A 23,289-nucleotide genomic window follows, 5' to 3' on the forward strand; every position below is an offset into this window, starting at 1 on the left:
GCGGGTCGAGCGGTGTGAATGTCGAGCGGTCCAGATTGGGCAGCGGGTCGTTCACAGCAGGTTGCGAAGCGCGCGATCGCGGACCATGAGGGCAGCACGCTTGTCGGGGAGGTCGACTTCGGCGGAGAAGCGGAAGCCGGCACTCAAAAAGGCGGACACGGAGGGGGTGTTGCGCAGATCGGGTTCCGCGATGACGCGTGCGCAGCGGGGGCGATGGTCGAGGACAAGGTCGGCCACCGCTCTGAGGAGGGTCGAGCCGACACCGCGGCCGCGGTCGGCGACGCCGCCGATGAGGATGTGGATGCCGGTGTCATGGGGCCGGGCGGGATAGTGCCGCGCGAGAGGGTCGAGGTCGGCGCGGTAGATCTCGAAGTAGCTCATGGGGATGCCGTCGAGGACGCCGAGGCAGGGGACGCTGCGGCCGTCGCCGTCGAGTTGGGTGCGCAGGTGGGCGGCGGTGACGGAGTCGGGTCCCGCCAGTTCCCAGAAGGCGGCCACGGCGGGGTCGTTCATCCAGCGGCTGATGAGCACCGCGTCGCGTTCGATGCGTACGGGGACGAGCTGCAGGGAACCGGCGGAGGTGGCGGCGGGGCCCCAGTCCGCGGGGGTGCCGAGCAGATCACCGCTTGCCGTGGCCTCCGCCTCGCCGGAGTCGGCCGAAGGCTCGTTCTCCCGGAAGAGCGCGAGGAGTTCCTCGGGGAGGCGCAGTTCCAAGGTGTCCTCGGCGCCCGTGCCGAGCTGAGGTGTCGGACCGGCTCCGGTGTCGGTGCTCGCATCGGTGGGGGGCACAGCGGCGCTCTCCTCTCGCAGGTCGGTCGGGTTAATCAAGGACGAAGCGGGTTGGTGATCGTGACGTAGACGGACTGGGTGTCGACGGGGCCGACGAGCTCGTCGAGGCCGCGCAGCCGGGTGAGCAGATTGGCCTTGGAGCGGAGCGTGGGGGCTTCGAGGAGCTGCGCGGGCAGGGGTGAGCCGAGGCCCGCGGTCGCCGCGAGGAACTGCCGGAAGGCGGCGATGAGTACGCGCTCGTCCGCGAGACGCTGCGCGCCGAAGGCTCCGATCAGGCCGAAGACGTTGTTGATGCCGAGGTAGTAGGCGAACCGCTCGTCGGTGACTTCGTCGGAGACGAAGGTGTCGCTGGCCGAGCCGATGCCGGGGAGGCGACGTTCCAGTTCGACGCGGTGGGACTCGCGGAAGTAGTAGCCCTGGTTGTCGCGGTAGCGCCCGCCGACGGGCCAACCGTCGGGGTCGAGGATCACCAGGGTGTTCTGCTGGTGGGCTTCGAGGGCGATGCCCGCCGTGGCGTCCAGCCAGAGCACCGGGCGTACGACGCGGTCGAGGTAGCGCAGGAACCACTCGGCCGCGACCGCTCCGGCGGGCCGGCCGGTGCGCGCGGAGAGCCGGGCCACGATATCGGCGAGGCGTGAGTGCATGCCGGGGCGGCCCGGCCAGGGGCGGGGCGCTGTCAGTCCCGCGATGCAGACGGCGTCGTCGTCCGGGCCGAAGGGATTGTGGCGCAGCATGACATCGAGTCCGGGCAGCGGTTCGCCGTCGGCGTTGTCGACGGCGAGCCAGGCGGGGTCTCGCACGATGTCGAAGCCGGGGTGTGCGGACTGCCACTGCTCGGCGAGTCCGGTGCGCAGGAGCCGGTGGACTTCCACGCCGCGGTGGAGTTCCTTGCGGAGGTTCTCACGGCGGGAGTTGGTGATGCGTACGCCGAGGGAGAGCTTGAGCATGGCGGGGGCGCCGGGACGGTGCACGGTGCGGACCGAGGAGGTGGGGTGCCAGGGGTCTCCGCAGGGCCCGAGGTCGTGAAGAAGACCGGCGTCGAGGAGGGCGGTGACGGCGGGGCGGTGCTTGAGTTCGTGTGCCTGCCAGGGGTGGAGCGGCAAGGCAGCGGTGTGGTCGGGGAGTTGGAGGTCCCCGCAGAGGCGGGCGGTGAGCTGCTCGGCCGACAGGGTGCGGCCCTGTTCGGTCCAGGCCGATTCGGTGGCCAGGACCGACCGGTCGACGGCCATCCAGTGCAGGGGGAACGAGCCGCGCAGCTCCGGTGAGTAGAGCTCGACTTCGGCGTCGGAGAGGCCTTCGCGGCTCTTGGGTGCGGGGTGGAGGGGGTGGCCGAGCAGGAGCGACTGCTCGGCGGTGAGGAAGAGGTCGGCCCCGGAGTCGGGTTCGGGGTGGGCACGGCGGTCGGTGATGAAGTCGGTGGTGCGTCGTACGGAGTCGGCGACCCGGCCGACCAGGTCGGCTCCTTCGCTCTGGCCCGCCTCCCTGCCGAGGAGGGCCGCCACGGTGACGGCGTCGGCGGCGGGTGCGTCGCGCAGGGCTCCCTCCAGAGCGGGCGGACCAAAGCGATGCCAGCCGCCGGCCGACCAGTACTGGACGGGGACGAGCAGTGCGGTTCCGCTGGCATGCAGCGGGATGCGCAGGGTGTGTCCGTCGGGCTTGTCGAGGTTGTTTTCCCGCACCCAGCAGCGGAGCAGATTCTCGACGCCCGCCGCGTCGGCGGCGCGGTACGGATCCGGGTGGTCGAGGTACTCGACGGCTCTCGCTGTCGCGGGCGGGCCGAGCGTGGGGGCGGTGGTGTGCTGATCGGCGTGACCCCCGCTCTGCTGGCGCGGCACCGTCGTCGGCTCGGCCGTGACGGCGCGGCGGCATCCGCTCTGCCCACGGTCGTCACCGGTGGGGCGGCCGTCGGCCTCGGGCACTTCGGGTGCGGGAGTGATGTTCACGGGGGTCTTCCTTGTGATGTGTCCGGGTCAGCGGGACTGCCCGCTGTCGGTGCGGCGGTGCATCGAGCGCTCGGCGGCAGCCAGGGCGTCGGCGAAACGGTCGAGGACGGCCACGGCCTGTTCGTCGGTGAGGATGAGAGGAGGCAGCAGTCGTACGACGCCGCAGTGGCGTCCGCCGAGTTCGACGATGAGTCCGCGGCTGAGGCACTCCTGCTGGACGGCGGCCGCAAGGGCGGGCGCGGGCGGCGGGACCAGGGCGTCCGGGGCAGCCGCATCGGGGTCGACGAGTTCGACGCCGATCATGAGGCCCCGGCCGCGTACGTCTCCGATGCACGAGTGGGCGGCGGCCAGACCCTGCAGGCGGCCCAGCATGCGCGCGCCAAGGGTCGCTGCGCGGTCGGCGAGCCGGTTCTCGCGCACGAAGGCGAGAGTGGCCGCGCCCGCCGCCATCGCGAGTTGGTTGCCGCGGAAGGTGCCCGCGTGGGCGCCGGGCTGCCAGGTGTCGAGTTCGGAGCGGTAGACGATCACGGCAAGCGGAAGGGAGCCGCCGATCGCCTTGGAGAGGACCATGACATCGGGCACGACACCGCTGTGCTCGACCGCCCAGAAGGTGCCGGTTCGACCCACCCCTGTCTGCACCTCGTCGGCGATCAGGGGGATGGACCGGGCGGCGGTGATCTGCCGCATCCTGCGCATCCAGATGTCGGGGGCGGGGATGACTCCGCCCTCCCCCTGCACCGGTTCCAGGATCATGCCCGCAGGCCGGGGCACCCCGCCCTTGGCGTCGTCGAGGAGGCTCTCGGTCCAGCGGGCGCCGAGTTCGGCGCCGCGCTCGCCGCCGATCCCGAAGGGGCAGCGGTAGTTGTGCGGGAACGGCAGCCGGGTCACCCGTACGTCGGTGGCGCCGCCCGAGGCGTCGAGCGCTCCGGCCGTCATGCCGTGGTAGGCGCCGGTGAAGGAGAGTAGGCCGTTGCGGCCGGTCGCGGTGCGGACGAGTTTGAGAGCCGCCTCGACCGCGTCCGTGCCGGCGGGCCCACAGAACTGGATGCGGGCGTCGTCGGCCAACTGCGGTGGCAGCGTGGCAAACAGCTCGGTGGTGAAGGTGTCCTTGACCGGTGTGGCGAGGTCCAGGACATGCAGCGGCGCCCCGGAGTCGATGACCTTCCTGATCGCTTCGAGGACCACGGGATGGTTGTGGCCGAGTGCCAGGGTCCCCGCACCCGACAGGCAGTCGAGATAGCGCCGCCCGTCCGCTCCCTCGATCGTCAGCCCGCGCGCCCGTACGGGAACGATGGGCAGCGAGCGCGCGTACGTACGTGCCGCGGACTCGCGCAGCGACTGCCGTCGCAGGATCCCCTCGTGTGCGGCGGGTGGTGCCACCGGAGCAGGTTCGGTCACGGCCACGGCTGTTGGTCCTCCCGCTGTAACAGTTGCGTTCCACATCGGTACAGCGCTCGCACGCCGCCCGGCCGGGCTGAACGCTGACCTTGCGTACCCCGTACGTACCAACGACGCCGGAAGCCGGGGATCACGGGCCAATCGGAAGATCCTTGCGGGGAGGGAACCGGGGACCTGGTGCGCGCCGTCCCCATCGGCACCGGCATAGTGGGAGCCGCGCTCCGGCTCGGGCACCCGACGCCGGAGGCACGTCAGTTGGTCAACTCAGCTCAGCAGTACTGAAGTCCCAGGGGGATCACGACATGCGACCCATTCGCCCGACGCTGGCAGCGGCTTCCATCGCCGCCGTGCTCGCGCTGGCTGCCACCGCCTGCGGTCCGAGCGAGGACAACGCGGGCGACAAGCCGAGCGCACCCGCCAGCCAGTCCGCCGACGGCAAGATCACTATCCCGGACGATCTCAAGGACCGGCTCAAGGAGCACGGGATCGACCTGGACCAGTGGAAGAACGGCGAGTGGAAGAACTGGGACAAGGACAAGTGGCTGCGTGAGGCCAAGGACTTCGTCAACCCGATCATCGAGGATCTGTGGGACACGGACCGGATGCGTGACGCCGAGAAGCCGCCGGAGAAGCCCGTCGACAACGACATCTCAGGCGACAAGGGTGTCACCGACCCGACGCCCGCGCCGGTCAACGCGCAGGCTGTGAAGGCGCCGTACCACTCCAATGCCGGGGAGGCCGGGAAGGTCTTCTTCGACGGGCCCGAGGGTTCGATGGTCTGCTCGGCGACCGTGGTGAAGGACCCCGCCCACCCCGGCAAGTCCAACATGGTCTGGACGGCGGGCCACTGTGTGCACGCGGGCAAGAAGGGCGGCTGGTACCGCAACATCATGTTCGTGCCCTCGTACAACGACAGCGCCAAGCCCATCTCCGAGCTGAGGAAGGCGCCCAAGGAGGAGGTCGCCCCGTACGGCACGTGGTGGGGCGACTGGGCGCAGACCTCCGAGCAGTGGATCTCCCAGGGCGCGGCGACCGGCGGCCAGGGCGCTCCGTTCGACTTCGCCGTGATCCATGTCGTCCCGGAGAAGGGCAGCACCGGCAAGTCCCTTGAGGAGACGGTCGGTTCGGCGCTTCCGGTGGACTTCAACGCACCGGCCGTGCCGAAGATCGCCAACATGACCGCCGAGGGTTACCCGGCGGCGCCGCCGTTCGACGGCCAGAAGCTGTTCCAGTGCGCCGACAAGCCGGGCCGGCTCTCCATCACGGCCAATGACCCGACGATGTACCGCATCGGCTGCACCATGACCGGCGGTTCGTCCGGTGGCGGCTGGGTGGCCAAGGGTTCGGACGGCAAGCCTGCCCTGGTCTCCAACACCTCGATCGGCCCGGTCACGGCCGGCTGGCTGGCGGGTCCGCGCCTGGGCGAAGAGGCCAAGGGCGTCTACGACTCGGTCAGCAAGAAGTACGCGAGCCGGTAGGCGACTTGCCCCACAGGGCATACGCGCTGACGGAAGGACAGGGGCCCGCGGCCGGGTGGCCGCGGGCCCCATTCTGTTCCTCGTGGAGACTCCGTGCAGGTGGGACCCCGTCTCAACTGCGCGGCGAGGCACCCGCTTAGAGTGGTGCCGCAGCAAGGGGCGGTCCCGGAAGGCCGCCCTTTCGCGTGACACGTTCATGGCATAAATCCATTGCACATCAGGCATTGCACATCAGGCATTGCGCATCAGGCATTGCGCATCAGGGGGAATCGTTTCCATGCGATCCATACGTCCATTGCTGGCTGCCACCGGGATTGCCGCAGCGCTCGCGCTGACGGCCACCGCCTGCGGCCCGGGCGAGGACCAGGGCGCCGGCAAGCCCGCCGCTTCCAGCACCGCCGCCGACAAGGGCGCCGACCTTCCCGGCCTGGCCGACAAGCTCAAAGAGCACGGCATCGACCTGGACAAGTGGAAGAACGGCGAGTGGAAGAACTGGGACAAGGACAAGTGGCTGCGTGAGGCGCAGGACTTCGCCAACCCGGTGATCGACGGCCTGTGGAAGACCGAGCGGATGCAGGAGGCCAAGGATCCCTCGAAGACGCTCGCCACGAAGGACGCCCCGGCCGACTCCGGCACCGACCCGGAGCCCGCGCCGGTCAAGGCGGAGCCGGAGAAGCTCCCGTACCACGATTACGCGGCTCCGGTCGGCAAGGTCTTCTTCGACTCCCCCGAGGGTTCGATGGTCTGCTCCGGCACCGTCGTGAAGGACCCGCGCAACCCCGGCAAGTCCAACCTCGTGTGGACCGCGGGCCACTGCGTGCACGCCGGTCAGGCGGGCGGCTGGTACCGCAACATCGTCTTCGTGCCCGCGTACAACGACAAGGGCAAGTCGGCAGCCCAGCTGGCGAACGCCCAGCCGCAGGAGATCGCCCCGTACGGTTCCTACTGGGCGGACTGGGCCTCGACGTCCAACGAGTGGATCAGCGCGGGCGGCCCGACGGGCGCCGGCGGTGCCCCGTACGACTACGCCGTTCTGCACGTGAAGCCCGAGAACGGCACCAAGTCCCTGGAGGAGACGGTCGGCAACGCCCTGACGGTCGACTTCTCCGCTCCGGCGGCCTCGACCGTCAGCGCGATGGGCGCCTGGGGCTACCCGGCCGCTCCGCCCTACAACGGCCTGATCATGCACAAGTGCATCGACCGTCCCGGCCGCCTGACGGTGGTCCCGGGAACGCCCGCGATGTACCGCATCGGCTGCACCATGACCGGGGGTTCGTCCGGCGGCGGCTGGTTCCGGGTCCAGGGCAAGAACACCGTCCTGGTCTCCAACACCTCGATCGGCCCGGTCACCAGCGGCTGGCTGGCCGGCCCCCAGCTGGGCAAGGGCGCCGAGCAGCTCTTCACCGTGATGAGCGAGAAGTACGGCGACAAGTAGCCGGCCTGATGGCGTGAACGCTTGAGGCCCGCACCCCGAGTGGGGTGCGGGCCTCAAGCGTTGCGACAGGACGAGGTCAGCGAATCACCGGTACATACGGTGCCAGCGCGGCGGCCAGCTCCTCATGCACCTGAGCCTTGAGCAGCGTGCCCTCCGTGGTGTGCTCCTCGGAGAGAACCTCGCCCTCGGCATGCACCCGCGAGACCAGCCCGCCCTGGGTGTACGGCACGAGAACCTCGATCTCGACCTCGGGCCGCGGCAGTTCGACATCGATGAGTGCGAGCAGCTCGTCGATGCCCTTGCCGGTACGCGCCGACACCGCGATCGCGTGCCGCTCGATGCGCATCAGCCGCTGGAGGACGAGCGGATCGGCCGCGTCCGCCTTGTTGATCACCACGATCTCGGGCACGTCCAGAGCGCCCACATCGCGGATCACCTCACGCACGGCGGCCAGCTGCTCCTCCGGTGCGGGGTGCGATCCGTCGACCACATGCAGGATCAGATCGGATTCGCCGACCTCCTCCATGGTGGAGCGGAACGCCTCGACGAGGTGGTGCGGCAGATGCCGTACGAACCCGACGGTGTCGGCCAGGGTGTAGATCCGGCCGCTCGGCGTCTCGGCCCGGCGGACGGTCGGATCCAGGGTGGCGAACAATGCGTTCTCCACCAGGACGCCGGCGCCCGTGAGGCGGTTGAGCAGTGAGGACTTTCCTGCGTTGGTGTAACCGGCGATCGCGACCGAAGGCACCTTGTTGCGCCGGCGCTCCTGGCGCTTGATCTCGCGGCCCGTCTTCATTTCCGCGATCTCCCGGCGCATCTTCGCCATCTTCTCGCGGATCCGGCGCCGGTCCGTCTCGATCTTGGTCTCACCGGGGCCACGGGTGGCCATGCCGCCACCGCCGCCGCCACCCATCTGCCGGGACAGCGACTGACCCCAGCCGCGCAGCCTCGGCAGCATGTACTGCATCTGCGCGAGCGCGACCTGCGCCTTGCCCTCTCGGGACTTGGCGTGCTGGGCGAAGATGTCCAGGATCAGGGCGGTCCGGTCGACGACCTTCACCTTGACGACGTCTTCGAGTGCGATGAGCTGACCGGGGCTGAGCTCACCGTCACAGACGACGGTGTCGGCGCCGGTTTCGAGCACGATGTCGCGCAGTTCCCGCGCCTTGCCCGAGCCGATGAAGGTGGCCGGGTCCGGCTTGTCACGGCGCTGGACGACGCCGTCGAGCACCAGCGCGCCCGCCGTCTCGGCGAGGGCTGCCAGCTCCGCGAGGGAATTCTCCGAGTCCTGCACCGTCCCCGAGGTCCATACGCCGACCAGCACCACACGCTCAAGGCGCAGCTGCCGGTACTCGACCTCGGTGACGTCCTCGAGCTCGGTGGAGAGGCCCGCCACACGCCGCAGCGCGGCGCGCTCGGTGCGGTCGAACTGATCGCCGTCCCGATCTCCGTCGATCTCGTGGCTCCAGGCGACGTCCTCTTCCATCAGGGCATCGGCCCGAAGGCTCTCGGTGCGCGTCTCCGCGAAGCTCTGCTCGTCCTGGGAAGGGGATGAAGAGGAGGTCATTGGATCCTTTACGTCGATGGGGAAAACGAAGATCAGTGCCGGAGGAAAGTCCGGTACACCAGTCACAACGCGTAACGGATCCGGATGATTCCCGAGGGGGCTCCGGCCCCGGCGGCGTCGCCGACCTGTTGATGGTCGCACGCCCCCGCCCGGGCCGTCACCCGGGTTTCAGCCTGCCACGGGGGGCGTGGGAGCCGTGCTGCGCCAGTCCGGGTGCCCGGGCATCGGCGGCGTCCGCTTCGCGTACAGCCACGCGTCGAAGAACGCCGACAGATCACGCCCCGCGATCCGCGAGGCGAGGGCCGCGAAGTCCGCGGTCGTGGCCGTACTGTCCCGGTACTCCCGCACCCAGTCCCGCTCCAGCTGCCTGAAGGCGTCCGTCCCGATCGTCTGCCGCAGCGCGTAGAGGACCAGTGCGCTGCCGTCGTACACCACCGGCCGGAAGAGGCTGATCTTCTGTCCCGGCACCGGAAGCTTCGGTGCCGCGGGCGGGCCGCCGTCCGTCCGCCACTGGTCGGACCGCTCGTAGGCCGCTCTCATCCGCGTCTCGATCGGCCGCTGCGCCTTCTCCTCGGCGTACAGGGCCTCGTACCAGCTGGCATGCCCTTCGTTGAGCCACAGATCGGACCAGCTGCGGGGCGAGACACTGTTGCCGAACCACTGGTGTGCCAGCTCGTGCACCATGACCGAGTCGACGTACCACTCGGGGAAGGCTGCGGTGGTGAAGAGCGAGCGCTCGAAGAGCGAGAGGGTCTGCGTCTCCAGCTCGAACCCGGTGGCGGCGTCGGCGATCAGGACTCCGTACGTCTCGAAGGGGTAGCGGCCGACCTTCTGCTCCATCCACTCCAGATGCGCCGGTGTCTTCTTCAGCCAGGGCTCCAGCTTCTCCCGGTCCCCGGCGGGAACCACATCGCGTACGGGCAGCCCGCCCGGCCCCAGGCGCTTCACGACGGCCGAGCGGCCGATCGAGACCTGGGCCAGCTCGGTGGCCATGGGATGCCGGGTCCGGTACGCCCACGTGGTGGTGGAGCGCGTCCGCGCCCTCGTCGTCCGTACACCGTTGGCGACCACCGTGTACTCGTTCGGCGCGGTGACACGGAAGGTGAAGTACGCCTTGTCGGCGGGGTGGTCGTTGGAGGGGAAGACCCGGTGGGCGGCGTCGGCCTGGTTCGCCATCGCAAGCCCGTCGCCGGTGCGTACCCAGCCCCCGGCGGTGGGCGGGCCGCTCGGGTCGCTGGTGTGGGTGACCGTGATGTTCATCCTGGAGCCCGATGCGACGGCCGCGTCCGGCTCGACCACCAGGTCCTCTCCGGCGGTCGTGAACGTGGCCGGGTGGCCGTTCACCTCGACCGCACGGACCGTGCCGTGCGCGAAGTCGAGGTTGATCCGGTCCAGTCGCTCCGTCGCCCGGGCGCCGATCCTGGTGACGGCGTCCAGCGGCTTGGTGTTGCTGCCGCCGTAGGTGAGGGCGATGTCGTACGTGAGGACGTCGTAACCGGGATTGCCCAGCTGCGGGAACAGCGCATCACCAATGCCGAGCGGTGCGGGCGGAGGCAGAGCCGCGGCGACGAGGGTGGCCGAGGCGGTGGCCAGCAGGGCGGCACGCAGGCGCCGATAAGTGAGCAGCATGCCCTACGGCTATCAGCGCTCCCGGCGAGGACCGTGACGGCGCGCGTCGCGCCCACCCGAACGAGGTCAGGAGGTGGCAGCCGGATGCTGGGCACGGCTCACGTCGTACACCCCCGGCACATCGCGCATGGCCCGCATCAGGGCGGGAAGTCCTGCGGAGTCAGGGAGTTGAAGGGTGTACGTGTGCCGCACGCGCTGCTGGGTCGGCGGTTCGACGGTCGCCGAGACGATGGCTGCGCCCTGGGCGGCGATGGCTTCGGTGAGGTCGGCGAGCAGCCGGGGGCGGCCGAAGGATTCGGCGATCAGCGTGACTCTGCACTCGGCCGAGTCGCCCCAGGTCACCGGGATGGGCTCACGGTCGAGTGACTTCATACGGGCCACGGCGGGGCATTCCTCGCGGTGGACCGTCACCGTGCCGCCGCGGACCGCGAAGCCGGTGACGGCGTCCGGCGGCACGGGTGTACAGCAGCCGGCGAGCCGGACGGTGGCGTCCGGGAGGTCGACGACGGCGTTTGCTGCGGTGGGCCGGTCGGCGGTGACGGGGGCCGCTCTGCGAGGGGCGGCGGCCGGAATCTTCGTGCCCTCCGGATGGGCCGCGAGCCAGGAGGTGATGGCGATGCGTGCGGCGGGTGTGCGGGCGTGGTCGAGCCAGTCGGGCGAGGGGCCGGACGCGGCGTCCTGGGCCACCAGCAGATGCACGGTGTCGCCGTCGCTCAGCACCGTACTCAGCGTCGCCAGGCGGCCGTTGACGCGTGCGCCAATACAGGCGTGCGCCTCCTCGCCGTACTGGGCGTAAGCGGCGTCCACACAGCTCGCGCCGGCCGGAAGTCCGAGCGTGCCGCCGTCGGCGCGGAAGACCGTGATCTCGCGGTCCTGCGCCAGTTCGGCGCGCAGTGAGGTCCAGAAGGTGTCGGGGTCCGGGGTGGACTCCTGCCAGTCCAGCAGGCGGGAGAGCCAGCCGGGCCGGGTCGGGTCGGCGCGCTCGCCGTCGGCCGGCTCTGCGCCCTCGACGGGCACGTAGGGATTGCCGAGGGCGATCACTCCCGCCTCGGCGACCTTGTGCATCTGGTGCGTACGGATGAGGACTTCGGCGACCGCGCCGTCCGGGCCCGCGACGGCCGTGTGCAGCGACTGGTACAGGTTGAACTTGGGCGCGGCGATGAAGTCCTTGAACTCGGAGATCACCGGGGTGAAGCAGGTGTGCAGCTCGCCCAGGACGCCGTAGCAGTCGGCGTCCTCGCCGACCAGCACGAGGAGCCGCCCGAAGTCGGTGCCGCGCAGCTCGCCGCGCTTGATGCGGATGCGGTGCACGGAGACGAAGTGCCGTGGCCTGATCAGCACTTCGGCCGCGATGCCGGCTTCCCGGAGCACTGTCCGGAAGTTCTCCGCGATGGCGTCGAGCGCGTCCCAGGCGGTCGCGTTCTCCGCGATGAGGGCGCGGGTGCGTTCGTACTCCTCCGGGTGGAGGATCGCGAAGACCAGGTCTTCCAGCTCGGTCTTGAGTGCCTGGACGCCGAGGCGTTCGGCGAGTGGGATGAGAACGTCGCGGGTGACCTTGGCGATGCGTGCCTGCTTCTCGGGCCGCATGACGCCGAGCGTGCGCATGTTGTGCAGCCGGTCGGCGAGTTTGATCGACATCACGCGGACGTCGTTGCCTGTGGCGACGAGCATCTTGCGGAATGTCTCGGGCTCGGCCGCCGCGCCGTAGTCGACCTTCTCCAGCTTGGTCACGCCGTCGACGAGATAGCAGACCTCGGCGCCGAACTCCGCCCGTACCTGATCGAGCGTCACCTCGGTGTCCTCGACGGTGTCGTGGAGGAGAGAGGCCGTCAAGGTCGTTGTCTCCGCGCCCAGTTCGGCGAGGATCAGAGTAACGGCGAGGGGATGCGTGATGTACGGCTCGCCGCTCTTGCGGAACTGCCCGCGGTGGGAAGACTCAGCCAGGACATACGCCTTGTGCAGGATGGCGAGGTCCGCCTCCGGGTGGTGCGCGCGGTGCGCATCGGCGACATGGCCGATCGCGTCGGGCAGCCGGTCGCGGCCGGCGGGCCCGAGGAGCGCGGCGCGACCCAGCCGGCGGAGGTCGATCCTGGGACGGCCGCGCCTGCGGCTGTGGGCACCAGGGTTCGTGGCCTCTGCACTCATGGGGCACCTCCGGCAGCTTCGACCGGCGGTGGAGGAGCAGGCGTGCCCTCCGGGCCGGTGCTTGATGCTACCGAGCCCACCACGTGGCGCAGTCCGGCTCTCGCTCAGCGTGAAACGGATCACCCATTCGAGCGAAGCTCTATGCGATCACGGTTTCGGTCCGATCGAGGAGAAGCTACGCCCGAAGGGCTACCCGACAGCGGGTCACTGAGCGAGGAGCGCCGGTTCGATGTGGCCCTCGGCGACGATCACCGCGGGGCCGGTCATCTCGATCTCGCCGTCCGGATGCTCCGTGATCACGAGCCGCCCGCCGGGCAGATCCACGATGTACGCGACGGGGGCACCGGTGACCGAGGGGTCCACGCCGTCCCTGCGGGCCGCCGCGACGGCGACGGCGCACGCGCCCGTGCCGCACGAGCGGGTCTCGCCGGAGCCTCGCTCGTGCACACGCATGGCGACATGGCGCTCGCCGCGGTCGACCACGAACTCGACGTTCACGCCGTCCGGATAGACCGACGCCGGGCTGTACGGCGGTTCGCGGAACAGGTCGCCCGCGTGGTCCAGGTCCTCGACGAAGGCGACCGCATGGGGATTGCCCATGTTCACATTGCGGGCGGGCCAGCTGCGGCCGTCGACAGTGACCGTGACGCCCTCCTGCGAGAATCGCGCGCGGCCCATGGAGACCGTGATGTCACCCGCGGCGGAGCCACTGACGGACTCGGCCTTGGCGAGGTGCACCTTCTTGACGCCGCCGCGGGTCGCCACCGCCAGGTCGCCCGCCCCGACGAGGCCCGCGCGTTCGAGATACCTCGCGAAGACGCGTACGCCATTGCCGCACATCTCGGCGATCGATCCGTCCGCATTGCGGTAGTCCATGAACCACTCGGCCTCGCCGGCCATGGCGCGTGCCTCGGGGTGAGCCGCGGACCGAACGACATGTAGCAGGCCGTCGCCGCCGATGCCGGCTCGGCGGTCGCAGAGCCTGGCGACGGCGGAGGCAGGCAGGTCGATGGCGTTGTCCGGGTCGGGGACGATCACAAAGTCGTTCTCGGTCCCGTGGCCCTTGAGGAAGGCGATCCGCGAGTTGCTCACGGATCAACTGTACGAGAGCCCGCCGACAACGCGGTCAGCGGAGGCGGGCCACACGCCAGACGGCGAGCGCGACGAGCGCGGCGCCCACCCCGACGTACAGGGCGATCACTCGCCAGTCGGGGCGTTCGCCGGAGCCGAGGGGCGGCAGACCGGGCCAGGTGTGACCCACCCGGCGGGCGGCCATCAGACCCCAGCCCGCGGCGCAGCAGCTGATGAGCAGGCCCAGCATGGCGACCACGGCGCCGCCGTCGCCGGTGCCGAAGGCGAGGGGGAACGCGAACATCAGCGAGCCGACAGCAGCGAGCCCCACGATGGGAGCGAGCTGCCAGATCCGCAGCCTTCGCTGCGGCCGCAGCTCGACCTCGACCTCGTCCGGAATCAGGTCCTGCTCATCAGGACCGTCGGGACTGAGACGGGACGCGCTCTGCACTGCGTCCCGTGCTTCCCGTTCTCTGTCGCGAGGGCCGGCCTCCATCGCCACGCGCCTCCCAACTCGGACTCCACGTCGATCGATGCTGCGATGATGGCACGCTCCAGGGCGCCGAAATGACGGGCAGAGCGTCCCGATGCAATCACGTGATCAGGCTGTGACCGCTCGTTCGACCAACGTCAGCGCCAGGTGCGGAAGTTCCGCCCGGTCCTCGGCGGCGCCGCTCAGCCAGTGCACACGCGGGTCCCGGCGGAACCATGAATCCTGGCGGCGCGCGAAGCGCTTCGTGGCGCGCACGGTCTCCTCGCGCGCCTGAAGTTCGGTGCACTCCCCCGCGAGCGCCGTGAGCACCTGTTGGTAGCCGAGCGCGCGCGATGCCGTGCGCCCCTCCCGCAGACCCTGCGCCTCCAGCGCGCGCACCTCGTCGACGAGGCCCGCCTCCCACATCCGGTCGACGCGAAGCGCGATGCGCTCGTCGAGCTCGGGGCGGGCCACATCGACGCCGATCTGAACGGTGTCGTAGACGGCGTCATGTCCGGGGAGGTTGGCCGTGAAGGGCTTGCCGGTGATCTCGATGACTTCGAGTGCCCGCACGATGCGGCGGCCGTTGCTGGGCAGGATCGCCTTTCCGGCCTCCGGGTCGGCGGCGGACAGCCGGGCGTGCAGGGCGCCCGAGCCGCGCACCGTCAGCTCCTCCTCGAGCCGGGCGCGGATCACCGGGTCGGTGCCGGGGAATTCGAGGGCGTCGATGGCGCCGCGTACGTACAGCCCGGAGCCGCCTACGAGGACGGGCGTACGGCCTTCGGCGAGCAGCCGGTCGATCTCCGCCCTGGCCAGCCGCTGGTACTCGGCGACGCTCGCGGTCTCGGTGACGTCCCAGATGTCCAGCAGTCGGTGCGGGACACCGCCGCGCTCCTGGGTCGTCAGTTTGGCGGTGCCGATGTCCATCCCCCGGTAGAGCTGCATGGAGTCGGCGTTGACGACTTCGCCACCCAGTCGCTGGGCGAGGAAGACGCCCAGATCGGACTTTCCGGCCGCGGTGGGACCGACGACGGCGATGACCCGCGCTGCGGGAGCTGCACTTCTCACTGCCCCAGTCTCGCAAACCCGCGGGCATGTCCCCGAACGAGCGAGGTGACGGCACGGGACAAGGTTCGTTGCCTGTTGCGAGGTTCCGAACGCCGGTTTCTCGACCGGGTGCCCGCGGGCGGCGCAATGGAACGCTCCGGGCGACGCGGAACTTCGCCCACACGAGTAGCCTATGGAGCAGATATGGGTGTTTTTTCACGTTTTCGTCGTAAGTCGAGCACGACTGTCGAGGCGTCAACCGAGGAAGCGACCGCCGGGACACTGACGGCCGAATCCTCGGTCGATTGCGGTTCCGACGCCGGTACCGAGAAGGCGGGTACCGACAGCGGTTCCGTGTCCGGGTCCGATGCGGGTCCGGAAACGGAAGCGCCGAAGGACGCGGCGGCGAAGGTCACCGAAGCCGAGGAGGCGGCGGTTGCCGAGACCGCCGTCGCCGAGAGCGTGGAGATCCCCAAGCAGCAGTCGGCGGATGAGGCGGCGGACAACGAAGCCGACGAGGGCGCCCGCAAATAGTCCCGCAGTCCCCGCAAGGGAAGGTGACCCATGGGCTTCATGGACTCGTTGAAGGTCAAGCTCGCCCCGGCCAGGAACAAGGTCTCCGGCCTCGCGCAGCAGCACGGGGACAAGATCGAGCACCGGTTGGACAAGGCCGCCAGGGCGGTCGACGCCAAGACCAAGGGCCGGTACAGCAGCAAGATCGAGTCTGGCACCGGCAAGGCCAAGGACGCCCTGGACCGCATTGCTCACAAGGCCGAAACCGCACACAAGGACGACGGCACCACACCGCCGCCCGCCTGACACATTCGGCACATCGACGGACGGCCGCGGAACGCGTGTTCCGCGGCCGTCCGCCGTTGCCATCCGGCTGTTGCCGTCCGGCCGTTGCCCCTCCGCTACGACCAGGCGGCCACGAAGTAGCCGACGCCGTAGGGAGCGTCCTCGTAGAGCAACTGCCCTGCCAGGCCCGCCCCCTCGGCCGCCCCCGCAAGAACCTGCCAGGGCGCGCGGCCCGCCGCCTTGAGTTCGTACGCCAGTGACTCGTCCAGCGCCTTGAGCGCCTCCACGTCGGCCGCTCCCAGCGCGCGAGCGGCCTGCGCGTCGAAGTCGGCCGCCCGCTCGTCCAGATAACCGGGCGCCTTCAGCGTGCGGGAGGCGCTTCCGTCGCCCATCACCAGCAGCGCGACGCGCTCCGCCCGGGCGGCGAGCTCCCGGCCGACGGCAAGGCAGCGTTCCGGGGCGAGTGGCTCGCCGACGCCGAGGCCCTCCACCGGCAAATCCCACTGGGCGCGGGTCAGCAGCCAGGCTCCGACGGCCAGGGACGGCGGCAGTGGCCGCTCCTGGCCCTCGCCCGTCCCCAGCGTCACGTCGATGTCGACACCGAAGCCGTGGAAGGAACCGGTCGCGCCCGCCGAATACGGGCCGCGGCTGTGCTGTCCAGCGGGCCCGATCACGACCAGCAGATCGGGACGGGCGGCGGCGAGCACTCCGAGGGCGTCGGAGCACGCGGTACGCGCCGCGTCGAGTTCCGGCGCGGCGCCGGCGGCGACGTCGGGCACGAGCAGCGGAGGGCAGGGGCACACGGCGGCGGCGACAAGCATGATCGGCAGCCTAATGCGTGGTCATGGGCGCCTCACCGACGCCGGTCAGTCGCAGCCGCACCCGGGCGCCGCGGCGGCCGGCAGCGGCTCAGGAACGCCGATCCTCGGCAGCCCCAGCATCACTCCGGCAGGCTTCGCGGCCGCCTCGGCGTTGCGCTTCTCCCAGGCGTCGCCCGCGCGGGTGCGCCGCACGGATGTCGCAGCGCCCTCCGCGAGCAGGTGGTGCGGTGCGGCGTAAGTGATCTCGACCGTCACCACATCGCCGGGGCGCACGTCCTCGTCCGGCTTCGCGAAGTGGACGAGACGGTTGTCGGGCGCACGGCCCGAAAGCCGGTGCGTGGCCCCGTCCTTGCGGCCCTCGCCCTCCGCGACCATGACCTCCAGCGTCCGGCCGACCTGCTTCTTGTTCTCCTCCCAGGAGATCTCCTCCTGGAGGGCGACCAGACGCATGTACCGGTCCTGGACGACCTCCTTCGGGATCTGCCCCTCCATGGTCGCCGCGGGGGTGCCGGGGCGCTTGGAGTACTGGAAGGTGAAGGCGTTCGCGAAGCGCGCCTGCCGCACGGTGTGCATGGTCTGCTCGAAGTCCTCCTCGGTCTCGCCCGGGAAGCCCACGATGATGTCCGTGGAGATGGCGGCGTGCGGAATCGCGGCGCGCACCTTCTCGATGATCCCGAGGAATCGCTCCTGCCGGTACGAGCGGCGCATCGCCTTGAGCACGGTGTCCGAGCCGGACTGCAGCGGCATATGGAGCTGCGGCATGACGTTCGGCGTCTCGGCCATCGCCGCGATCACATCGTCCGTGAAGTCGCGGGGGTGCGGCGAGGTGAAGCGGACCCGCTCCAGGCCCTCGATCTTTCCGCAGGCGCGCAGCAGCTTGCTGAAGGCCTCGCGGTCACCGATGTCGGAGCCGTACGCATTGACGTTCTGTCCGAGCAGGGTGATCTCACAGACGCCCTCGGCGACGAGCGCCTCGACCTCGGCCAGGATGTCGCCGGGCCTGCGGTCCTTCTCCTTGCCGCGCAGCGCGGGCACGATGCAGAAGGTGCAGGTGTTGTTGCAGCCGACCGAGATGGACACCCACGCGGCATACGCCGACTCACGGCGGGTCGGGAGCGTCGAGGGGAAGGCCTCGAGCGACTCCGCGATCTCGACCTGCGCCTCTTCCTGGATGCGGGCGCGCTCCAGCAGGACGGGCAGCTTGCCGATGTTGTGCGTGCCGAAGACGACGTCGACCCACGGCGCCTTCGTGACGATGGTGTCGCGGTCCTTCTGGGCCAGGCAGCCGCCGACGGCGATCTGCATCCCGGGCCGCTTGGTCTTCATCGGCGCGAGCCTGCCGAGATTGCCGTACAGCTTGTTGTCGGCGTTCTCCCGCACCGCGCAGGTGTTGAAGACGACGACGTCGGCGTCACCGTCGGCACCCTCGGGCGCGCGGACATAGCCCGCGTCCTCCAGGAGGCCCGACAGGCGCTCGGAGTCGTGGACGTTCATCTGGCACCCGTAGGTGCGCACCTCGTAAGTTTTCGCACTCATCGCGCCAACCAGGGTACGGGGTCGCACTGACGCTCCGCCTCGCCCGTCCGCGAGCCGGGGCCTGGCCATCACAGGGAGTGAGCTGGCAGGATCGCGGCCATGTTCCCCGCCCCGTCCCGCCTCAGCCGAAGCCGCGCCCTGCAGGCGTCCGCGGCCGCCCTCGTGGTGTTCGGGCTGCTGGCGTGGTGGCTGCTGCCCATCGGAGAGTCGTCCCCGAAGGGGAAGCTGACTTTCAGCACGGGCGTGCAGAGCGGGGTCTACCAGCGGTACGGCGCGCTGCTCAAGGAGGCTCTCGCCCAGGACATGCCGGATGTGCAGATAGATCTGCGCACCAGCGAGGGCTCGCAACAGAATCTCGCGCGCGTGGCCACCGGCGAGGCCGACTTCACCATCGCCACGGCCGACGCGGTCGCCAAGTACAAGCGGGACAGCAAGCCGGGCGCCGACCGGCTGCGCGGCTGCGCCCGGCTGTACGACGACTATGTGCAGCTCGTCGTACCCCGCTTCTCAAAGGTGAAGTCCGCCCGCGATCTGCGCGGCAAGCGGGTGGGTATCGGGCCCGCGAGGTCGGGTGTACGGCTGATCGCCGAGCGGCTGCTCACGGCCTCGGGGATCGATCCGGCGCGAGACATCACTCCGGTCGCGGCCGGGATCGACACCGTGCCCGCACGGCTGGAGGCCGGCGAGCTCGATGCCTTCTTCTGGTCGGGCGGACTGCCCACCAGCACCATTCAGGAGTTGTCCGAGCGCTTCGAGATCAAGCTCATCCCCCTGGAGGCCGATCTCGTCGACAAGCTGCACACCACGGGCGACACCAGCTACTACCGCGCCGCCGTGATGCCCGCCGACGCCTATCTCCAGGCGCAGAGCGGGGTGCCCGTGCCGACGGTGGCGGTGGCGAATCTGCTGGTCACCACCGACCGGATGGATCCGGAGATGACCGAGGGCTTCACCCGTACGGTGATCAAGAGCCGGGACCGGATCGGCAACACCGTGCACCCCGCGCAGCTGGTGGATCTGAGGACCGCCGTCTACACGGATCCGCTGCCACTGCACGAAGGAGCCCGGCGCTACTACCGCTCGGTCAAGCCGTAGGAGACGTACGCGGGACGGTCACGGTCACCCGCAGACCGCACGGCTCGTGGTGCTCGTACGCGATCGAGCCGCCGCCGGCGGTCAACAGTGCGCGCGAGATCGACAGGCCCAGACCCGAGCCCTTGATGTTCTGATGGCGGCCGCTGCGCCAGAAGCGGTCGCCGATACGGGCGAGCTCCTCGTCGGTCAGGCCGGGACCGCCGTCGGTGATCACGACCGTCGAGGTGGCCCCGTTGGAGGCGACCGAGACGGTGACCTCCTCGCCACTCGGGGTGAACTTCAGGGCGTTGTCGATCACCGCGTCCAGGGCGCTGGAGAGCGCGACCGGGTCGGCCCAGGCCGTGACCGCTGCGCGGTGTTCGGTCAGACGGACGCCCTTCTCCTCGGCGAGCGGACGCCAGGCGGCAATCCGTTCCGCAGCCAGTTCACCGATGTCCGTGAGCCGGAGGTCGGCGCAGGCGTGCTCGGCCAGCGCCAGGTCCAGCAGGTCGTCGAGGACCTGGGCCAGGCGCCTGCCCTCGGTGCGGACCGAGGCGATCTCCTCGTTGCCCTTGGGGAGTTCCAGCGCGAGGAGCTCGATGCGCAGCAGCAGGGCGGCGAGGGGATTGCGCAGCTGGTGGGAGGCGTCGGCTACGAACGCCCGCTGCTGTTCCAGTACTTCTTCTACGTTGTCGGCCATCTCGTTGAACGAGCGGGCCAGGCGTCTGAGTTCCGGGGGTCCACCCGCCGCCGCGACGCGCGAATTCATCTGCCCGGTCGCGATGTCGTGGGTGACCGCGTCCAGGATGCGTACGGGCCGTAGTACCCAGCCGGTGAGGCGGAACGCGGCGCCGACGGCGACCAGCATCGCCGCGCACTCGCCCGCCGCGATCAGCAGCCAGCCCTTCAGGACGCGTGAACGCAGCTGGGCGGTGGGCGAGTCGGTGAACACGACGGCGACGACGTCGCCGTCCCGTACGACGGGTGAGGCGACGACGAGCCGGGCGCCCTGCTGCCACGGCCAGACCTGACCCGGGTCCTCGCTGCGCCGGCCCGTGAGCGCTTCCTGGAATGCCTCGCGGCCCTCGCCGCTGCGCGGCACGGACCAGCCCTCGGGGGCACGCGCGATGTCGTCGCCGTCGCGGTAGAAGACGCCCGCCTTGATGCCGTACGTGTCGTGGTAGCGGTCGAGCTGCTCCTGGAGCATGGAGCGCCGCTCGTCCATTCCCGGGCCTTCGGTGACGAACTGCGCGAGCGCCGCGAAGCGCACCGTGTCGTCGATCCGGTCCACGACGACCCGCTGCTGCTGCGCGGCCGCCACGCTCACGGCGAGCGGGAAGCCGAGCGCGAGCAGCACGCCCGCCATGAGGACGATGAGCAGCGGGAGAAGTCGGGTACGCACCGGGGTGTACGGGCCTTACGTGGACGCGGGCGCGACGAGCCGGTAGCCGACTCCGCGCACGGTCTCGATCAGGGCGGGCATCCGCAGCTTGGAGCGCAGGGACGCCACATGCACCTCGAGGGTGCGGCCGGTCCCTTCCCAACTGGTGCGCCACACCTCGCTGATGATCTGCTCCCGGCGGAAGACGACGCCCGGCCGCTGCGCGAGCAGCGCCAGCAGGTCGAACTCCTTACGGGTCAGCTGAACCGTCTCACCGTCGACGCTGACGCGCCGCGTGGGCAGCTCGATGGTGACCTGCCCCAGGCGCAACGCATCCTCGGACCCGGCCGCGGCGGCGTCGTCACCGCTCGCGGTGCGGCGGCTGACGGCGTGGATGCGAGCCAGCAGCTCCCCGGTGTCGTACGGCTTGGTGACATAGTCGTCGGCCCCGAGATTGAGCCCATGGATCCGGGAGCGGACGTCGGCCCGCGCGGTCACCATGATCACGGGCGTGGAGGTGAGCTTCCGGATCTTGCCACACACCTGATAGCCGTCCTGGTCAGGCAGCCCCAGATCGAGGAGCACGACTCCGAACGGCGGTTTTTCGGGATGCGTGGCGGGCAGCACGGCCTGCAGCGCCTCCTCGCCGTTGCGGGCGTGGACGACCTGAAAACCGTGCCTGGCGAGCACCGCGGACAACGCGGCGGCGACATGGTCGTCGTCCTCGACGAGCAGCAGCCTCATGGCCCCCCTACGGTCGCACGGTCGAGCATCGCGGTCATGGATGCAGTCATGGATGTACCAGGGAATCAAGGCCGATGCCCACCCGGCCAGTCAAGGGGGTACCCGATACATGCCCGTTTCCGTTACCCACCCGGTACGCCGCCCACCACCCTGTTCACGCATAGTGTCCGGTTGAAGCCGGATCGTTATGCTCAATTTCCGCTCAGATGTAATGACACTGGTCGCAGTGCATGAATAACGTCCTCCCAACCGAGGAGGACGGAGCAAGAAGCCGATGAGCGGAGTTTCAGTGACCAAGGGCGTCGAGGACGCTGTACCCGCGGGCGACCTGGTCGTGCTGAGCAACGTCAACAAGCACTTCGGCGCGCTGCATGTGCTCCAGGACATCGACCTGACGATCGCCCGTGGCGAGGTCGTGGTCGTCATCGGACCCTCCGGGTCCGGGAAGTCCACGTTGTGCCGCACCATCAACCGCCTGGAGACGATCGACTCGGGCGCGATCTCGATCGACGGCAAGCCGCTGCCCGCCGAGGGCAAGCAGCTCGCCCGGCTGCGCGCCGATGTCGGCATGGTCTTCCAGTCGTTCAATCTCTTCGCACACAAGACGGTGCTGGAGAACGTGATGCTGGGCCAGCTCAAGGTCCGCAAGGCCGACAGGAAGGCCGCCGAGGACAAGGCGCGCTCGCTGCTCGACCGGGTGGGCGTCGGCTCGCAGGCCGACAAGTACCCGGCGCAGCTCTCCGGCGGCCAGCAGCAGCGAGTTGCAATCGCGCGTGCACTGGCGATGGGGCCGAAGGTCATGCTCTTCGACGAGCCGACGTCGGCCCTCGACCCGGAGATGATCAACGAGGTGCTGGAGGTCATGCAGCAGCTCGCCCGTGACGGCATGACGATGGTCGTCGTCACCCACGAGATGGGCTTTGCCCGCTCGGCCGCCAACCGTGTCGTCTTCATGGCGGACGGTCGGATCGTCGAAGAGGCCACTCCGGACGAGTTCTTCAGCAATCCGCGCAGCGACCGTGCTAAGGACTTCCTGTCGAAGATCCTGCACCACTGACGACCGGCGCCCCCGCACAACCGACGACCGGCGAGTTACGACACAAGGGATGTTCATCATGAAGCTGCACAAGGCAAGCGCCGCGGCCGCCGCGGTCCTCGTCCTCGCCCTGACCGCGACCGCCTGTGGTGGTGACAGCGACTCGGGGGACGGTGGCGGCAAGAAGATCACCGTCGGCATCAAGTACGACCAGCCGGGCCTCGGCCTGAAGACCCCGGACGGCAAGTACACCGGTTTCGACGTCGACGTCGCCACGTACGTCGCGAAGGAGCTCGGCTACGACGCCAAGGACATCACCTTCAAGCAGGCCCCCAGCGCCGAGCGCGAGAACCTGATCAAGAACGGTGACGTCAAGTTCGTCGTCGCCAGCTACTCGATCAACGACAAGCGCAAGGCGGAAGTCGACTTCGCCGGTCCGTACTTCCTCGCCCACCAGGACCTGCTGGTGCGCGCGGACGACAATTCCATCACCAAGGCCGCCGACCTCAACTCCAAGAAGCTGTGCTCGGTGACCGGCTCGACCTCGGCGCAGAACGTTCACGACAAGCTCGCGCCCAAGGCCGACCTGCTGCAGGTCGGCGGGTACTCGGAGTGCATCACCGGCCTCGAGAACAAGTCCGTCGACGCGCTCACCACCGACAACTCCATCCTGGCGGGTTACGCCGCACAGAAGGAGAACCAGGGCAAGTTCAAGCTGGTGGGCCTCAGCCTGAGCGACGAGCACTACGGCATCGGCCTGAAGAAGGGCGACAAGGACCTTCAGACGAAGATCAACGCCGCTCTCAAGAAGATGGTTTCCGACGGTTCCTGGGACAAATTCGTGAAGGCGAACTTCGGCCCGGCCAACTACAAGAATGAGCCTGCCCCGCAGGTCACTGAAGGCAGCTGAGTCAGCAGTGACGCG

General features: G+C 69.7%; 20 protein-coding genes. 7 read left to right on the forward strand and 13 right to left on the reverse strand.

Translation table 11 applies throughout. The annotated features are described in order from the left end of the window. Nucleotides 1-51 precede the first annotated feature (51 nt). From OG905_RS11485 to OG905_RS11495, 3 genes are read right to left on the reverse strand one after another with little or no spacing between them, the layout of a single operon-like run. Nucleotides 52-789 carry a GNAT family N-acetyltransferase gene (locus OG905_RS11485; RefSeq protein WP_328667634.1) on the reverse strand — a complete coding sequence of 246 codons (738 nt, stop codon included), beginning with the start codon at nt 787-789 and terminating at the stop codon, nt 52-54. A 35-nt stretch (nt 790-824) separates the two neighbouring features. Beyond that, a complete protein-coding gene (locus tag OG905_RS11490) occupies nt 825-2,732 on the reverse strand; it encodes an IucA/IucC family protein (protein WP_328667635.1) in 1,908 nt (635 codons plus the stop codon). Nucleotides 2,733-2,759: 27 nt separating this feature from the next. Then, on the reverse strand, nt 2,760-4,136 hold the full coding sequence (locus tag OG905_RS11495; protein WP_328667636.1) for a diaminobutyrate--2-oxoglutarate transaminase family protein: 1,377 nt from the start codon (nt 4,134-4,136) through the stop codon (nt 2,760-2,762). Between the two features lie 296 nt (nt 4,137-4,432). Here OG905_RS11495 and OG905_RS11500 point away from each other — a divergent pair, with 296 nt between their 5' ends. Continuing rightward, nucleotides 4,433-5,608, forward strand: a complete 1,176-nt coding sequence (locus OG905_RS11500) for a trypsin-like serine peptidase (RefSeq protein ID WP_328667637.1) — start codon at nt 4,433-4,435, stop codon at nt 5,606-5,608. Between the two features lie 277 nt (nt 5,609-5,885). After that, complete coding sequence (locus tag OG905_RS11505; protein WP_328667638.1) at nt 5,886-7,043, forward strand: trypsin-like serine peptidase; 1,158 nt, start codon at nt 5,886-5,888, stop codon at nt 7,041-7,043. A 76-nt stretch (nt 7,044-7,119) separates the two neighbouring features. Here OG905_RS11505 and hflX read toward each other — a convergent pair whose 3' ends face one another. The 6 genes from hflX to miaA form a co-directional block, all read right to left on the reverse strand. Continuing rightward, nucleotides 7,120-8,610, reverse strand: coding sequence for a GTPase HflX (gene hflX / locus OG905_RS11510; RefSeq protein WP_328667639.1), 1,491 nt, complete (start codon nt 8,608-8,610; stop codon nt 7,120-7,122). Between the two features lie 168 nt (nt 8,611-8,778). Next, complete coding sequence (locus tag OG905_RS11515) at nt 8,779-10,239, reverse strand: M1 family metallopeptidase (RefSeq protein ID WP_328667640.1); 1,461 nt, start codon at nt 10,237-10,239, stop codon at nt 8,779-8,781. Nucleotides 10,240-10,305: 66 nt separating this feature from the next. Continuing rightward, nucleotides 10,306-12,384 carry a RelA/SpoT family protein gene (locus OG905_RS11520; protein WP_328667641.1) on the reverse strand — a complete coding sequence of 693 codons (2,079 nt, stop codon included), beginning with the start codon at nt 12,382-12,384 and terminating at the stop codon, nt 10,306-10,308. A gap of 204 nt (nt 12,385-12,588) precedes the next feature. Beyond that, the gene (gene dapF, locus OG905_RS11525) at nt 12,589-13,476 is read right to left on the reverse strand and encodes a diaminopimelate epimerase (RefSeq protein WP_328667642.1); all 888 of its coding nucleotides are present in this window, start codon (nt 13,474-13,476) and stop codon (nt 12,589-12,591) included. A gap of 34 nt (nt 13,477-13,510) precedes the next feature. Next, the gene (locus tag OG905_RS11530) at nt 13,511-13,951 is read right to left on the reverse strand and encodes a hypothetical protein (protein ID WP_328667643.1); all 441 of its coding nucleotides are present in this window, start codon (nt 13,949-13,951) and stop codon (nt 13,511-13,513) included. 105 nt (nt 13,952-14,056) lie between these two features. Then, on the reverse strand, nt 14,057-14,995 hold the full coding sequence (gene miaA, locus OG905_RS11535; protein WP_328667644.1) for a tRNA (adenosine(37)-N6)-dimethylallyltransferase MiaA: 939 nt from the start codon (nt 14,993-14,995) through the stop codon (nt 14,057-14,059). Nucleotides 14,996-15,040: 45 nt separating this feature from the next. Here miaA and OG905_RS11540 point away from each other — a divergent pair, with 45 nt between their 5' ends. Together OG905_RS11540 and OG905_RS11545 are read left to right on the forward strand one after the other, a co-directional pair. Then, nucleotides 15,041-15,508 carry a hypothetical protein gene (locus OG905_RS11540; protein WP_328667645.1) on the forward strand — a complete coding sequence of 156 codons (468 nt, stop codon included), beginning with the start codon at nt 15,041-15,043 and terminating at the stop codon, nt 15,506-15,508. Nucleotides 15,509-15,538: 30 nt separating this feature from the next. Beyond that, the gene (locus OG905_RS11545) at nt 15,539-15,793 is read left to right on the forward strand and encodes an antitoxin (protein ID WP_328667646.1); all 255 of its coding nucleotides are present in this window, start codon (nt 15,539-15,541) and stop codon (nt 15,791-15,793) included. A 95-nt stretch (nt 15,794-15,888) separates the two neighbouring features. Here the strand turns inward: OG905_RS11545 and OG905_RS11550 are convergent, their stop codons facing one another. Both OG905_RS11550 and miaB read right to left on the reverse strand, forming a co-directional pair. Beyond that, entirely contained in the window at nt 15,889-16,593 is a 705-nt protein-coding gene (locus tag OG905_RS11550) for a class III extradiol dioxygenase subunit B-like domain-containing protein (protein ID WP_328667647.1), read from the reverse strand. A gap of 45 nt (nt 16,594-16,638) precedes the next feature. After that, a complete protein-coding gene (miaB, locus tag OG905_RS11555) occupies nt 16,639-18,129 on the reverse strand; it encodes a tRNA (N6-isopentenyl adenosine(37)-C2)-methylthiotransferase MiaB (protein ID WP_328667648.1) in 1,491 nt (496 codons plus the stop codon). A gap of 99 nt (nt 18,130-18,228) precedes the next feature. On the opposite strand from miaB, the gene OG905_RS11560 reads away from it, so the two are divergent. Continuing rightward, complete coding sequence (locus OG905_RS11560) at nt 18,229-19,224, forward strand: TAXI family TRAP transporter solute-binding subunit (protein WP_328667649.1); 996 nt, start codon at nt 18,229-18,231, stop codon at nt 19,222-19,224. On the opposite strand, the gene OG905_RS11565 is transcribed toward OG905_RS11560, so the two are convergent. Both OG905_RS11565 and OG905_RS11570 read right to left on the reverse strand, forming a co-directional pair. Continuing rightward, nucleotides 19,214-20,605: a sensor histidine kinase gene (locus tag OG905_RS11565; RefSeq protein ID WP_328667650.1), complete on the reverse strand. Its 1,392-nt coding sequence runs from the start codon at nt 20,603-20,605 to the stop codon at nt 19,214-19,216. The genes OG905_RS11560 and OG905_RS11565 overlap by 11 nt on opposite strands. A 15-nt stretch (nt 20,606-20,620) precedes the next feature. Then, nucleotides 20,621-21,328, reverse strand: a complete 708-nt coding sequence (locus OG905_RS11570; protein WP_328667651.1) for a response regulator transcription factor — start codon at nt 21,326-21,328, stop codon at nt 20,621-20,623. Nucleotides 21,329-21,602: 274 nt separating this feature from the next. On the opposite strand from OG905_RS11570, the gene OG905_RS11575 reads away from it, so the two are divergent. After that, nucleotides 21,603-22,385, forward strand: a complete 783-nt coding sequence (locus OG905_RS11575) for an amino acid ABC transporter ATP-binding protein (RefSeq protein ID WP_324974895.1) — start codon at nt 21,603-21,605, stop codon at nt 22,383-22,385. A gap of 58 nt (nt 22,386-22,443) precedes the next feature. Beyond that, nucleotides 22,444-23,274, forward strand: a complete 831-nt coding sequence (locus tag OG905_RS11580) for a glutamate ABC transporter substrate-binding protein (protein WP_328667652.1) — start codon at nt 22,444-22,446, stop codon at nt 23,272-23,274. The last annotated feature ends 15 nt before the right edge of the window (nt 23,275-23,289 follow it).

The sequence above is a fragment of the Streptomyces sp. NBC_00322 genome, from assembly GCF_036147535.1.
Taxonomy (GTDB): Bacteria; Actinomycetota; Actinomycetes; order Streptomycetales; family Streptomycetaceae; genus Streptomyces.

What these genes read in the sequence shown, in the direction of transcription:
- OG905_RS11500 (WP_328667637.1), top strand. Translation starts at nt 4,433, where the DNA reads ATGCGACCCATTCGCCCGACGCTGGCAGCGGCTTCCATCGCCGCCGTG.
- OG905_RS11505 (WP_328667638.1), top strand. Translation starts at nt 5,886, where the DNA reads ATGCGATCCATACGTCCATTGCTGGCTGCCACCGGGATTGCCGCAGCG.
- hflX (WP_328667639.1), bottom strand. Translation starts at nt 8,610, where the DNA reads ATGACCTCCTCTTCATCCCCTTCCCAGGACGAGCAGAGCTTCGCGGAG.
- OG905_RS11515 (WP_328667640.1), bottom strand. Translation starts at nt 10,239, where the DNA reads ATGCTGCTCACTTATCGGCGCCTGCGTGCCGCCCTGCTGGCCACCGCC.
- OG905_RS11520 (WP_328667641.1), bottom strand. Translation starts at nt 12,384, where the DNA reads ATGAGTGCAGAGGCCACGAACCCTGGTGCCCACAGCCGCAGGCGCGGC.
- OG905_RS11530 (WP_328667643.1), bottom strand. Translation starts at nt 13,951, where the DNA reads ATGGAGGCCGGCCCTCGCGACAGAGAACGGGAAGCACGGGACGCAGTG.
- OG905_RS11545 (WP_328667646.1), top strand. Translation starts at nt 15,539, where the DNA reads ATGGGCTTCATGGACTCGTTGAAGGTCAAGCTCGCCCCGGCCAGGAAC.
- OG905_RS11550 (WP_328667647.1), bottom strand. Translation starts at nt 16,593, where the DNA reads ATGCTTGTCGCCGCCGCCGTGTGCCCCTGCCCTCCGCTGCTCGTGCCC.
- miaB (WP_328667648.1), bottom strand. Translation starts at nt 18,129, where the DNA reads ATGAGTGCGAAAACTTACGAGGTGCGCACCTACGGGTGCCAGATGAAC.
- OG905_RS11560 (WP_328667649.1), top strand. Translation starts at nt 18,229, where the DNA reads ATGTTCCCCGCCCCGTCCCGCCTCAGCCGAAGCCGCGCCCTGCAGGCG.
- OG905_RS11570 (WP_328667651.1), bottom strand. Translation starts at nt 21,328, where the DNA reads ATGAGGCTGCTGCTCGTCGAGGACGACGACCATGTCGCCGCCGCGTTG.
- OG905_RS11575 (WP_324974895.1), top strand. Translation starts at nt 21,603, where the DNA reads ATGAGCGGAGTTTCAGTGACCAAGGGCGTCGAGGACGCTGTACCCGCG.
- OG905_RS11580 (WP_328667652.1), top strand. Translation starts at nt 22,444, where the DNA reads ATGAAGCTGCACAAGGCAAGCGCCGCGGCCGCCGCGGTCCTCGTCCTC.